We start from the raw sequence: 12,982 nt of genomic DNA on the forward strand, positions 1-12,982 counted from the left end.
GCTACAAATACACCCCCTCGGCACTGGACACAAACTGCTCCTCCAGCGTTCGGTTAATTCTCGACATGATCGTATCGAGATCGGCCCCCGAGTTAATATCTCCCGTCGTCATCTGCACAGTCGGCGTCAGGGTGATCATATTGCTGATCGCATTCACTTCCGCCAAATCGCGCATCACCTTTAGATCCTCGCTTGCCACGTCCACCGAGTTATCCACTTTACCAATGGAATCGATGCTGCCGCCCGCAGGGGCTACCGGGATTGGAGCCGTTGGCATGGCGGGCATGGACGGGGTTGGGGTGGTTTTCGGAACGGTAACATCGTATCCGGTTTTGCCGTTGTTGTATTGTTTTAAAAGATCCTCGTTGTTCTTGCCCAAGTTCTTATCAGGCATGAATTTACCCTTGAAGGTATCCATCGAAAAATCTTCTATCGCTTTCTGTCCCGTATCCTTAAAATTCGTAAAGTCTGCTTTATACTCAATCTCGGCGATTTGCTTGGTATCTACGCCTAGAACTTTACCGAAAAAGCCCGCTACCGCGTTCACACCTTTAATGATCCCGTTAATGACGGAAATGACCGTGTTGACCGTGTTTTGCGCCAGATCGACAATGAAGCCGAACACGTTACTAAAAACCTTTTTCAGTCCTTGTGTGACTACACTCCAAACACCGAATGCTGAAATCACGGCGATAATTAAAGCAATTAAATACATAAGTGGATTCGCATTAATAATCATATTAAGAATCCTCATTGCTCCGGCTTGGATGCTGGTTGCTGCCGTTAAGAGATTCGTTTTCATAGCTGCAGCTAGTTGAGCGGCTCCATAACCTAAAGCAACGATTCTACTGGTTATTAGCCCAATATTGAGGATTCCTAGTAATACAGCTGCAAACGTAATGATGGGCAGTAACCCCATAAATATGCTGATAACGTTCCAGATTGCCATTCCTACGCCAGAAATCGCACCTTTAATAAATTCCCATGCCGGTGGCACCAGTTCTGCAATCCACATAAACACTTGGACCAATACAGATAACCCAATGGTTAAAGCATCAATGAACGGCTGAAATGCTCCTGATTCAAATGCGGCACTTATCATTTCCATTAACGGCATAATGGCTGCCAAAGCTCCAGTTCCAATCTGAACAAACGAGTTATCCACTAGTCCCAGCAGCTTCTGCCACTTGTTAACGGGAGAATCCATCATTGAGCCTAATGCTTCTTGCGTCATGCCGGATTTTTGAAGCAGCTTATCCATGGATGAGAGAAACGCAGTAAAATTGCCCTTAGATGAGGTAATTTCCGCATTGAAGCTTTTGATTTGGGCATCAGGAATATTAAAATTTTTCGCTAAAGAACTAGCATCTCCGCGCATTGCACTCATAATTGCCTCTGTTGCATCTTTAGAACTCTTGTTTCCTGACGACATCATGCTCATTCGATCGGCAAAGCCAGTAAGCTGCGTGAGTTGATCCGAATTTTTGGTTGCCGACATAAAGGTCAGTGCGTTTTCTAGAGATTGATTAACATCCGAGCCCGTCTTCAGCGCATTATTCTTAAAAGTCTGAAACATCGCAGTTCCCACTTCTGCATTGCCTGATTTTACTTTAAATAGATCTTCTAGCTTCTGTTCCTGAGCAGCAGGAGCAATAGTCGCCTTGACGACAATTCCTCCCGCTTTATATGCCGATTTGGCAAATTTTAAAGCTTTGCTAAGGGCGCTCGCTTTCTTCTCGCCTTCTCCCATTTTTTGATTCATTTGTTCGATTCCATCCACGACTTTTTCGGTCATCTGAAGCATTTTTTCTTTATACGAGACAGATTTTGCCGTTGAACGCGTTAATTTTTCTTGCTCTTCCTTAGCCTTAGTAATCTGTTTGACAACCTGTTCGTATCCCTTTTCAAACTGCAGCCATTGACCAACCAACACATCATTGGCCATGTTGTTAAAGTACGACAGCGCATCCTTTACACTCGCCATTCCTTCACCCCCTTCTTCTACAACCTATCTCCGCTTCCGGACTCGCTCCAGCTTCTCCTTCTCCACCCGCATCGAGATCATGGCATAGATGGCGGCCCGTTCCCGGACCGACATCGCCATGAGCTGGTGAGGAAGGATGTGCAATTCGTGGAGGGCGTAGTACGCATAGTTCGCGTCTCCGTCGCCCTCTTTGATTAGTTTTTTACATCATCCACCAGATCGTTCATATCGCGGTCAAAACCGTTCAGGGCTTGGACCCGCTCGCCAAGCGCGGCAAACTCGCCGGGCAGCAGCATTTTGCGGAGCAGGGACTCTGCACCGAGCACGCCGTAGGATTTTTGCAGCTCGCTGTTTTTCAAATCCGGGTAAATGACGCTCGATACCATCAGCTTCGCCATATAGTCGTTCGGCTCGATTTCCGGCGTGAAGACGCCATTCTTACCCTTGACCTTACGCGTAGCCGCTTTGCGGCACTCCTGGTTCTCCTCCTCCGTGATGCTGCGCAGCTTCCAAGGAACGGGGCTCCCTTCTGCGTTCTTAAAACGAACAGAGACCACGAATTCCTCCGTGATCTCCGCAGACGACTGGCCAGCAAAAAACATACTAAAATCGCTCATATTCCTTCCTCCTCATATATGAATAAGTATTAAGCCAATGGGTTGAACGGCGTCTCAATCCGCACATTCTCAAACGTGAAGGCTACTTCTTCCTCCAGTGCCTCCGCTTCCGTGTCGAGAGATGCCATAATGACGCTGTCCAGGTTGACCCCTTCCAAAATCACCGTCTGACGTCCCGTCGACGAGCCCGGATCCTCGTTGCGCACTTCGATCATGAAGTAGGCGTCTTTGCCGGTCTGAATGTATTCCATCATCAGCTCGCGGAACAGCGTGGTCACGTAATAAATGGTCATCGTGCCGCTGCCCTTCCAGCCAATGGCTTTGTGCTGCACAGCGCGTTGGCCCATCGTTTTCAGCTCGGCTTTTTCCTTCTCCACCGTAGCTTCCAGTGTTTTAATGTAGAACATTTCCTCCATACGGTCGCCAATCTTGACGAATGCCTTGCCCTCTTGCCCCGAAATCGTGTCGCTTGCCCGCAAAAATGCCATCTTAGACCACCTTCACTTTCATGTATACTTTTTCAATCGCATCCACCGGCTGTACCTTGATGTCCACAAACAGCACATCGCCTTCCGTGCCCGGCATCACCACAATATCTTCGTTCGCATCGAAATTTTGGATAGCCCCGATGTTCTGCAAAGACGCAAAATACGCCGCGCATTCCGCCCAAAACAGCGTCCGGCCATCCACATTGTTGTCTACCTTCCCGATATAGGATTTCTCGAAAATCAGCTTCAGATCATTCGCAATGCCATCCAGGACGCGGACCACACGGTTTTTGGAAAAATGGCGCGCTTTGGCCGGCTCAATCGATGTAAAACTGTTAATATCCTGCTCGACCACGGCCTTGCCGCCGCTGTAGCTGAACAGGAACTCGCCCTTCGTCAGCGCTTCTTCAATCTCCGTGTGGCTAAGACGAACATCGGTATCCACTGCTTCATCGTAAGCCGCATACGTCAAGGATTCGTTGACCGTTGCCGCAGCCGTGGCTCCTGTGACCCAAGCCACCGCCTTCACCTTGTCTAATATGGTGCCGTCGGTGAGAACAACGCCATTTTTCACGGAGATGATTCCTTCATAATCCGCAGTTGGATAGTCGGACATTACAGCTTGAACCTTCTTGCCTTCCTGTTCGCGAAGCCGCTTGACGAAAGCGGTATACAAGGACTTGAGCGTTGGGTCTGCAGACAACAGGCCAACGGTCTGGAAGTCTTGGACCTCAAGCGCGGCAAGAAAGTCCACATGCTCTTGGTTCGTCACGGTGCCGTTGGCGCCGCCAGTCAGAGCGAATCCTGCCGTTGCCGCCAAATCGCCGGTATCCGGTGCAAAGGTTACGTACAGGTTCGGCTGCAGTTCGGCTGCACTAGCTACAAGCTGCTTGTCCACAGCTTTGCCGCTCAGCAGCGTGCTGACCACAAACTTGCCGGGATCATCCACCGCGTTCTCAACAACGATCTGGATGTCATTCCCGCGCTCTCCGCCGTAAAGAGCGGTTGCTTTCAGTCCGGCCACAGAACCGGCCGCCTGTACGCCGCTATTCAAGCGGTACAACAAGAGTGTACCTGCACGCTTGAGGGTTTCTTTTACCATAAGCACCTGTTGTGCCGTGATATCATAACCCAGCACCTCAACCAGATTGGTACCTGGTTTGATCGTCAGAATCTTTTGCGGCTCTCCCCATGGAAGGGACAAGCCCAGTGCGGAAATCCCCCTTTCACCTACGCGCCCGATCGGCTGCTCCTGCGATGAGATTTGGGTATAAACGCCTGGTCTTACTTTGTTGGGTGTTGTCCATGTTCCTCCGGCCATTTAGATGACCTCCTTTTTCAAAAATGTGGTGAGTTGCTCTTTCGCTTGCTGAATGGTGTACGTTTTGCCCTCTTCGAGAATGGCGATCAGCACATCCTTCTCGCGATTACTGAATTGATTGGATTGGGCCAGCTGGTGTTTGTTGAACGCCGGTGCTGCTTCTTTTTTACTCATTTCAATCCGCCTCCCTGTTTCAATGTTTGCATCTTGCTTTCCGTTTCGACCTGATCGGTCGTCAGCTGAATGACGTACTCTGCGCGAAAATATCCTTCTCCCGATGTCCCATCATTCCCCGTTGGCCGCTCCCACGCCACTGATGAGGCGCGGCAAGGCCGGCCTTCGACATCAAGAGATGTTAAGCTTTCCAGCATCTCGTCCATGATCGTAGCCACTGGCTTCCCAGTTACCGGAACATAATAGATCTTGAAACGAAAACGAGCCGCATATCGATTTGTCGATATCGGCTCGAACTCGGCTAGGGTTAGCTCGGTTTGGAAGTATGGGGTTGGGGGTAGTGGCTCGGCATCCTCTTTGGAGATGAAGGGGATGTCGGGGAAGGAGCTTGTAAGTTTAGTTACCAATGGATTGTATATTTGTTGGGTAGTCATGAGCGAGTCCTTTCAGTGATATAAGCTACAGTCGAGCAATTTTTATTGAAGTAATTCGACGCCATTACATTATAGAAGAGCAGGAGATTTCAATCCTCAGTTCTTTAAACAAATTACACCCTATGCGCTTACTCCTTGGATTCCTCAACGTGCTTGATGTGCATGCATCATATCTTTCGTCCTTGTGAAGGTCCTCAGTTATTATCAACGCCTCTTTGATTGGGATACAACCGTTTGAGGCAATGCTTACCCTGTCGCTTCCTTTGCCACTTCCCCTTTAAACGATTGATCTTCCCCTCTACTCCATAATTTGTTCGTATTCTTCCGATGTGATCATCCTCGCCACTACAAACATCTTCAAGGCTTCTATTGTGTAAGCTGGATGTCCGTTATCATAGAATCGCTTGATGACCGAATACCACACTATTGTGCACCTCCTTTCAAGATCGCCACCTCAAGCAACAGATTCCCCACCATATCCTCCAAGGAGGCAATGATTGTCTTGTCGTTGGTGCTCTCCAAAACGATATTTCTGAAGGTCAGGTTCAATTCCTCGATCTCTTCTGTCAAAGGTCTACGATACACTGGTGGCTCTTCCGATGCGTTTGGGTCGTTATAGGAAAATTCGATATCGCCGGTTTGCGGATTAAATCGCCAGTCCTTTGCTCTTTTGAAATCTTCCGAGTATTGCCCATGTTCGAGTGTCGTCATCTCGATAGCATCCGGATCGTACGGTTTTAATTCTATATAGACTTCGAAATCTTCCTCTTTCGTAGATTCTATGCCTGCGGGCATTTCGTTACGATGTGCCACGATATTCCCAGTAGACTTCACCCAAAAGAAGCGCCTACCGAGGGGTTCAATGGTTTTCATTTGCAGTACCTCCTCGTTTAAGTTCCAAAAATCGTGCAGTCGAGAGTGTAATTTCCGGCTTCAGTGTAGTAAGTTAAGTTCACATAAACCGAATTTTCGCCGAACGTTACATCGGTTAGATGCACTGAACTCGTGGTGTCGTTGTAACGCCCCCCTTGTACAGGAGCTAATTTAACAACTTGCAAAGAAGAATTTAAATAAGCTCCTATATATCCCGCCCCAAAATATGCTGATCCTCCACTGGAAGACCAGGCCCTTGGATTTACTCTACACATAATCATCATGGGTTTTAGGGGTAAGTTCGCAATCGTTCCAGCGGCAGTATTAAGACTGGCTGTAGCAATTTTAACGTCCGTCTTAATCTGAGATATTTTATTCGCTAATACCGCAAACTCGTCGCTACCTGATGCTGTTACTCCCTTGCCGCTAATGGCGGTAGCGATCGCCTGTTTCCCGTTAGCGACATAGGTAAAAAGCTCCGGTGACCATGCACTCCAGCCTGAGCCATTGTTGGTTCTTTGCTGATAGGAATTATTAAATAAATCCATAGCTATTTGTTTAATATGCGACCCGCTCATTGCAATCACTTCGATATACCACCAAGCCCCAACAGCAGTTGTAGGAGCATTTACTATGTTTTCTCCAGCATAAAATCCAGTAGATACGATGGAGTTTAAATTCTGATTACTAATGTTAAGAGTTACGCCATTGTCATTTGTGACCCTATTTTTCTGCCACTGCTTTGCATCCACATAGTTTTTTGCATTTGTTTCTGCTGCACTTGCCTTTACTTGTGCCGCATCTGCTGCTGTTACGCCTTCACTTCCCCGATCATAAGCCGCCTTCACCGCCTTCTCCGTAGCCGCCACATTCTCCCGCGTACCATTCGTGGCGCTGGATAGCTGCACAATCCCCTTCTCTGTCAACGAAGCTTCCGGAATATCCACATCGATATTTCCAAGTTCCTCCCGGACCTGTCCCACAGCCTCATCAACCTTATCCCAATTCTCGTTCAGCATCGTCTCGATGTTAAAGGTTTCATTGCCATCCACCATCGGGTCTTTCTTCAACAATCCTAAATTCGGTGTGTTACTGGACAACTCAAACACCTCCTGCAAATTTGTTTAACGGCGTCTGCCCCAGCTCGCCCAAAGTCATTACGTCATGAATATCGCGTATCAGCAAGTAGTTGAATGCATACGCCACCGCCAGATGCGCCGGCTTGATCTCCTCGATCGCTGACTTCAAATCCTCCAGATTCGGCGGGATGCCGAACGTATCCACGAACTTAACCGTAAAGCCCCATTCCTCGGGCTGAAAAGACACCTCGACCGTGCCGCCATCGTAAGCCTCCGCCACGTTTTTCACGAGCGCACCGGAGAAGGTTCCCGCTCCGCGCAGCTTGGACCCCAGCACCGCCCGCCGCTGCTCGATCGGCTTGTTTTGGTCGGTGGGAATGCCAAGCTCCATCTCCCAGCGCTCCAAGCCCCAGGTTGCTGTACGGACGAAAAACTGGTCTGCGGCTGAGTTCAGCGCTTGGTAAAGTGCGTCCAGCTCGCTGCCCTTGGCATCCATATCGGATTGCATGACGCGGGAGGTCTCGTAATAAGCCGGAAGATAAGAAAACAGCTCGCGACCGCGCAAGCTGTTCATTCGGGCATTATTCACTTACGCTCACCGTCCCCAGCACCGCTACCTGACCGGAGCCTATTTCGATGTTTTGCTGCTCGGTATGGCCGTTAATCGTCAAATCCGAGTAGTCGACGATAATCGGGATATCCAGCAGTACGGCGGCAATACGAGTGTATCTTACCAACGGATCTTTCCTATTAAAAGCAATCTGCTGTAAATACGCCCGAACGCCGTCCTCGATCAGCTTCCGAATTTCGTCCATCGTCGAAGGCTGCTCCTGCGTTCGCTGCACTTTGACGGAGATATCAATCGCCACTTCCGCCGCAGGCATCACCGTGATTACCGGACCGGCCGGGGCAACGCCTTCGCCCTGTCCATCCTGGGACGGGTCAATGTACTGCTGAACGGCGTCCACGATATCCTGGCTTGCCGCACGCTTGTCCGTATCTATGAGATATAGCCCAACGGTGCCGGGCCCTTTCCACAACGGCGCCACTTCCACACCGCCAACGCCGGCAATCTCATTGGCCCACTGCATATACTGTGCTTTGTTGCCGCTCGTTCCCTGGCTGCGGACTTTGGCGTAAAAACGCTCCAGAAGCGACTGGTCGCTTTCGGTATCCGTCCCGCTCCGCGTCGGTTCCGGGTTCGTAACCGATGTTATCCCGCTGACCGACGTCATCATAAGCTGAATGACGCCTGCAGGAACATTCCCGCTGCTGCCCGGCGTAACCGCGCGGATTGGCGCCGTGCCGGTACCCAAATCACTCAGCGTCACCCCTGACGTAGTCACATACTCCACGGAGGATTCACCGGAGCCCTCATCGGCTGGCGTAGCTACGTAGGTTCCGGCAGGAACGATCGTCCCCGGCTTCCCCGTAAACACAACGCTGCCGGACGAAGCGACCGCTTCCCTCCGGGTAATCCCATGCTCTGCCGTCCTCAGATCGAGTTCGGCAGACCGGATATCGGGATGATCGCTTGCCACGGTGCTCGCAAAGCCCCGACGCAGCAGCTCCTGCGCCCACAAGGCAGCCTCAGACAGCATAAAGGCAACCGGCGCCTGCGCATCCCAAATAAAAGAGCCCTCCGACTTGTCAATGTCCGAAGGCACTTTGTTCAGCATGCGGTTCATAATGTTCTCTTCCGTCTGATCCAACAAATACAACGGCAAATCTGCCATCAGATCACCACGCTTTCTATGATTTCCGTCTCATCCCGTACGCTCGTAATGCGGCAGCTGAAACGGCAGGCTTCTCCTTCCCATTCAAAAAGAAACTGATCCACGCTCTCCGTCCGCGCGTCCGCCAGCAGCGTCTCGTTTACCATGCGCTGAATTTCGCTCTCTTGCAGAGATCGGTCGTAGCCTTTGCCGACCAGCTCCTCCAGCTCGCTGCCGTAATCGCGCGTATAGATCAAATGGCGATAACGCGGCGTACGGATCGCTTTTTCGCACCAGATGACCCAGGCTTCCTTGTCGTCCGCAACCGGAATCTTCCGGGTGGGAGTCATCACGAACTCGCCGGCTTCAAAATCATACCGCCAGCTCCGTCCAAAAACAGCTCCTTCAACCTCCAGTACCTCCGGATCCGTGGCATTTGTCCAAACCATGTCCTCGTTCTCGGGAAACAAATTAGCCACCGCTGCTCACCACCTTGCATACAACCACCACGTCATTGCCGCTGTTGACCCGAACGGCCAGAACGCGGTCCCCCGGTTTCAAGCCTTTTCCTAGCTCAAAAAGGGTATCTTCGACTTCATTTTCTTCCACATCAAATGTCATTTCCTGCTGCTGTCCTCCCAAAGTGGCGGTACCAGCAGCCGTATAACGGGGCAAGGACAGCATTCCTGGCAGCTCCGCCACCATATAATCCTGCAGCTCATGCTTAAAATCATCCAGCTTAAGTCCCGTCGAGGTTATCGTGCCGAGCACGGCCCCTACGCCGCCCATGGCTTGACGGGATTGCTTGTTCAAAGAGGCATATAAGGAGGACGCCAATTGTCCATAGGGGTCTTTATTCAAGGTAAAACCTCCTTTTTACATCGTCATAACTCCCCAGCTCCAGCATCATGCTCCCCGGGCTTCCCAGCTCACGGCTGACGGAAATCACGAGCAGCTTCATCGAGCCCAGCATGACCGCATCACCTGCACGGATCGTATTGATATCGGGTGCATTCAGGGAGATGGTCTCCCGGATCCCTCTCAGTTTGCTCCGTGCCAGCTGGCGGGCAGCCGCAGGCGACTTCACTTCATCATCCTGAATGATCGCTTGGAGTTGGCCGTATTTGGCGATATCCTTCTCCTCGATGGCCATTACCTTGGAAGGAACCTCTTGCCCGGTCTCGCTGGCGGCTGTCGCCAGCACATTGACCTTGGTCGCCGCGCCCTCCAACGTCCGCGATTGCGTGGTATCCGTGATAGCCTCCAGGATGTAGACTTCTTTGTTCGTTCCCAACTCGTACAGCTCAAGCCCTGAAGAGATCATCCGCGGATGATACAGCTTGCCGCCGGCTTTGGCCGTCTCCCGCAAATCAGCGAACATGCTGGCATAAATCGACTGCGTCCGGTAAACGGAACGCCCCAGCTGCTTCTCGGTATCCGGCAAAACGGCAATTTTCAGGTTCCAGTCCGCCGCATACTTTTTGAACCGCTGGGTGGCGGTCTGCTTCGCCGGGAACAGATATTCATCCTCCGACTTGTCGAGGTATACCGTCCGATCGTACAGTGTGAGGGTCATCCGCTTCACCCCATTATTGGAGGTTTCCACTTCCCACACGACAGCCGGGTGCAGCAGGGGGACATAATCTTTTTTACCGTATGGAATTCCGCTGATCCGGATCGCCATTCCCGGCGAAATCGGCGGCATATCCGGCGTGACAACCAGATTGACGGTTCCCTGGTATGCGACTTGTTCAAGCGAATCCCGCAGGTTGATAGCTTCCACCAAGGGAGACAGATCGTATTGATCCTGCAAAATCACCTTGTAACTCATGACAGCACCAGCTTCTGCCCGGGCTCGATGGCGCTCGGGTCTTTGCCGATTTTCTTCTGGTTCAGCTTGTAGATCTGGTTCCATTTCGAGCTGTCCCCGAGCTCCAGCTTGGCGATTTTGGAAAGGGAGTCTCCCGCCTTCACGATATACGTCTTGTTCTTGTCCTTCATGTCGACCCGGGGCTTTTTATTGGTTCCTGCTGCCCCGCTGCTGCCTGCCGTTTTGGCCACCTTCATGTCGCTCCATGTCCGGAGCGTGATGTCAAAATATACGTCCCCAACCTCCCCGCCCCGGAACGTGGACTGATGGGAGGCGACGTACACCGGTACGTTCACCGCCGTCTGGGTAATGACAAATTGCAGCGGTGTTTTATATGCCAGAAACTCGTTGAGTTTATTCATCGCGGTTTGCGGTTTGATATGATCTCTCTCATGGCCTTTACAAAAAGCTGCATCATACTCTTGTGGGAAAAAGGAAGAGAACGATATCTCCTTAATCCGATGGCCTTGTGGAAAATCAAACTCCCCATAGTTGAGAATCGTGGCCGTTTCCAGTCCCTTTTGCCTTGAAATGGTTACCTCTTCCGGATTAACCGGGAATCGGAAAGTCATGCCTTTGCCGTTCTTCAAAATAAACTCCACCTTGGGCCCCTCCTTTCTGTATGGATGCCTTCGGACCCGCTTCATACTTGCCGTTAACCATCATCTTCAATAGGCCATCGGAGTCGGCTTCCGGTTCTGGGCTGCTTTGCTGAATTCGGCTCTTAGCCGCTGCCCGATCAGAAGAATCAATCCTTCTACATCGATCGGGTGCTCCTCATGCACCGTTACCTGTACCGCGCCTGAAGGTAGATTGTAATTCACGGTTGTCTCTGTTTTGAAATCCATCAGCAAGCCGGATATCGTGCTCATCTGCTCCGGGCTGATCTGAACGGATTGCGGGGACGTCGGCTTCCCTGCAAAAGCTTGGTTTTGCGCTGCACTCGCAGGTGGACCCAAAGTACTCATGCTTGTAGCATGAGTAGGCGGCACATACGGGCCGTATGTCTGTTTCGATGCTTGATTAGGAAGCAGTGGCGCACTTACATTTGCGGGAGCAGCATTTGAAATTATCGGTCCTTGAACAGCAACCGCCGTTGAGCTGGAAGGTGATATCTTTGGAGCATCCTTCGACTGCACGGCTTCCTTGTCTTTTTTCCCGAAAGAAAACGTCTTGGAGAACCACTTGGTGACCTTCTCCTTGCTTTCTTTGAGCGAATCGCTGATACCCGTAATGGCGCCGCCCACCTTCTCGCCAACAAAACTTCCGACGGTCCCGCCAAGCATGGAGCCAACGAATGTGCCTGCGCCCGGAACCACAGAGCCAACGAAACCGCCGATTGTGCTGCCGATACCGCCACCGATAGCAGAGCCGATCGCTTGGTTACGCTCTTTCCCTGGTGCAGCGGAAGCGATTGCGGCCGCATCAGCTATATAACTCAACGGGCCAAGGGCGCGTTTGCCAATACCCTTCATCAAGCCGGAGTCTAGGGTGCTTTTGCCAACACTCTTTACCACGCTCGCTTGTGTGCCGCCTTTCGCAGCTTGTTTAGCTGCATTGGAACCTACACTTGTCTTGGCAGCACCCCTTACACCTCCGGAAACGATACCGCTGGCACCACCGCCACCGAACATCCCCTTAGCGAAATCTGAGGCTTTCTTGATTAGATCCAATGCCCCTTTCCCTAGGTTGCCAGCGGATTCAATAACGTCTCCCGTTTTTTCAGCTCTGCTAAAAGCCTTGCCCCACTTTGTTTGAGGCTTACCCGCTTGTTCTGTCTTAGGAGCAGCAACCGTGCTTTGATTGGCCGAGCGCCCTCTATTTCTAGGACCAACCCTTCTGTTTTTGTCGACCACAGGACGCGTGTTTGTTGCAGATTTATCTTTACCCCAAGAATCAAACATCTTTTTTGATTTATCCTTCATTAGCCCCCCGTTTCGAAGCGTGGAGCCAGCCAAAGAGACGATTCCTAGCGCAACTATCGCCTTATCCCAAAAAGATTTTTTACCGTTCCCGTCCCCTGACTTTTGCGACTCAAGCGTACTTGTAAGCTGATTTACCGCATCCGTATTCGCCTTCAACGCATCAATCATCGGTGAGAAATCAATCCCTGTTGCCTTCAAATCCACTTTAACACTCGACTCAACCTGCTTCTGCACGTTCAGCTTCACATTCGCCGAGGCTTGGATGACTTGCGACTTCACCCGCTGCATTTTGGCCAGCAGGTTGTCCAGCCCTTTCGAGGCGCTGTCCTTCAGCACGATTTCTGGCACCATTCGGGTACGCCCGATTCGCAGGACGCGTCCCTGGATCCGCTCAAAATAACGTTCCATCGCCCGCAGCTCGCGGTTGGCTTTGATCACGTTTTTCGGATCGATGACCAGATTCATGCGGTAGTTCATGGCTTCAGCCATTTCGTTTCACCTC

General features: G+C 51.1%; 16 protein-coding genes. All 16 read right to left on the reverse strand.

The annotated features are described in order from the left end of the window. Window position 1: 1 nt before the first annotated feature. Window positions 2-1,984 carry a hypothetical protein gene (locus tag M1D70_RS26400; protein ID WP_456288389.1) on the reverse strand — a complete coding sequence of 661 codons (1,983 nt, stop codon included), beginning with the start codon at window positions 1,982-1,984 and terminating at the stop codon, window positions 2-4. A 194-nt stretch (window positions 1,985-2,178) separates the two neighbouring features. Then, window positions 2,179-2,601 carry a phage tail assembly chaperone gene (locus tag M1D70_RS26405; RefSeq protein ID WP_433941369.1) on the reverse strand — a complete coding sequence of 141 codons (423 nt, stop codon included), beginning with the start codon at window positions 2,599-2,601 and terminating at the stop codon, window positions 2,179-2,181. A gap of 29 nt (window positions 2,602-2,630) precedes the next feature. Next, window positions 2,631-3,089 carry a phage tail tube protein gene (locus M1D70_RS26410; RefSeq protein ID WP_009594586.1) on the reverse strand — a complete coding sequence of 153 codons (459 nt, stop codon included), beginning with the start codon at window positions 3,087-3,089 and terminating at the stop codon, window positions 2,631-2,633. A 1-nt stretch (window position 3,090) separates the two neighbouring features. Next, entirely contained in the window at window positions 3,091-4,410 is a 1,320-nt protein-coding gene (locus tag M1D70_RS26415; protein WP_456288391.1) for a phage tail sheath family protein, read from the reverse strand. Next, window positions 4,411-4,584 carry a hypothetical protein gene (locus M1D70_RS26420; protein ID WP_456288392.1) on the reverse strand — a complete coding sequence of 58 codons (174 nt, stop codon included), beginning with the start codon at window positions 4,582-4,584 and terminating at the stop codon, window positions 4,411-4,413. After that, window positions 4,581-4,991 carry a phage tail terminator family protein gene (locus tag M1D70_RS26425; RefSeq protein WP_456288393.1) on the reverse strand — a complete coding sequence of 137 codons (411 nt, stop codon included), beginning with the start codon at window positions 4,989-4,991 and terminating at the stop codon, window positions 4,581-4,583. The genes M1D70_RS26420 and M1D70_RS26425 overlap by 4 nt, the downstream gene beginning before the upstream one ends. Before the next feature lie 325 nt (window positions 4,992-5,316). After that, window positions 5,317-5,442 (reverse strand): XkdX family protein, encoded by a 126-nt coding sequence (locus M1D70_RS26430; protein ID WP_176502530.1) that lies wholly within the window; start codon window positions 5,440-5,442, stop codon window positions 5,317-5,319. Then, the gene (locus tag M1D70_RS26435) at window positions 5,442-5,891 is read right to left on the reverse strand and encodes a hypothetical protein (RefSeq protein WP_456288394.1); all 450 of its coding nucleotides are present in this window, start codon (window positions 5,889-5,891) and stop codon (window positions 5,442-5,444) included. Before M1D70_RS26435 ends, M1D70_RS26430 begins: the two co-directional genes overlap by 1 nt. Window positions 5,892-5,908: 17 nt before the next feature. Continuing rightward, window positions 5,909-6,991, reverse strand: a complete 1,083-nt coding sequence (locus M1D70_RS26440) for a pyocin knob domain-containing protein (RefSeq protein ID WP_456288395.1) — start codon at window positions 6,989-6,991, stop codon at window positions 5,909-5,911. A 1-nt stretch (window position 6,992) separates the two neighbouring features. Then, on the reverse strand, window positions 6,993-7,544 hold the full coding sequence (locus tag M1D70_RS26445) for a YmfQ family protein (protein WP_456288396.1): 552 nt from the start codon (window positions 7,542-7,544) through the stop codon (window positions 6,993-6,995). A 7-nt stretch (window positions 7,545-7,551) separates the two neighbouring features. After that, complete coding sequence (locus M1D70_RS26450) at window positions 7,552-8,706, reverse strand: baseplate J/gp47 family protein (RefSeq protein ID WP_009594581.1); 1,155 nt, start codon at window positions 8,704-8,706, stop codon at window positions 7,552-7,554. Continuing rightward, entirely contained in the window at window positions 8,706-9,164 is a 459-nt protein-coding gene (locus M1D70_RS26455; protein WP_456288397.1) for a DUF2634 domain-containing protein, read from the reverse strand. The genes M1D70_RS26450 and M1D70_RS26455 overlap by 1 nt, the downstream gene beginning before the upstream one ends. Continuing rightward, window positions 9,157-9,546 carry a hypothetical protein gene (locus M1D70_RS26460; protein ID WP_456288398.1) on the reverse strand — a complete coding sequence of 130 codons (390 nt, stop codon included), beginning with the start codon at window positions 9,544-9,546 and terminating at the stop codon, window positions 9,157-9,159. The genes M1D70_RS26455 and M1D70_RS26460 overlap by 8 nt, the downstream gene beginning before the upstream one ends. Continuing rightward, window positions 9,539-10,516, reverse strand: a complete 978-nt coding sequence (locus M1D70_RS26465; protein ID WP_456288399.1) for an XkdQ/YqbQ family protein — start codon at window positions 10,514-10,516, stop codon at window positions 9,539-9,541. Before M1D70_RS26465 ends, M1D70_RS26460 begins: the two co-directional genes overlap by 8 nt. Next, on the reverse strand, window positions 10,513-11,157 hold the full coding sequence (locus M1D70_RS26470) for a LysM peptidoglycan-binding domain-containing protein (protein WP_456288400.1): 645 nt from the start codon (window positions 11,155-11,157) through the stop codon (window positions 10,513-10,515). The genes M1D70_RS26465 and M1D70_RS26470 overlap by 4 nt, the downstream gene beginning before the upstream one ends. A 66-nt stretch (window positions 11,158-11,223) precedes the next feature. After that, the gene (locus tag M1D70_RS26475; RefSeq protein ID WP_456288401.1) at window positions 11,224-12,969 is read right to left on the reverse strand and encodes a hypothetical protein; all 1,746 of its coding nucleotides are present in this window, start codon (window positions 12,967-12,969) and stop codon (window positions 11,224-11,226) included. Between the last annotated feature and the right edge of the window lie 13 nt (window positions 12,970-12,982).

Source organism: Paenibacillus sp. AK002 (assembly GCF_053903045.1).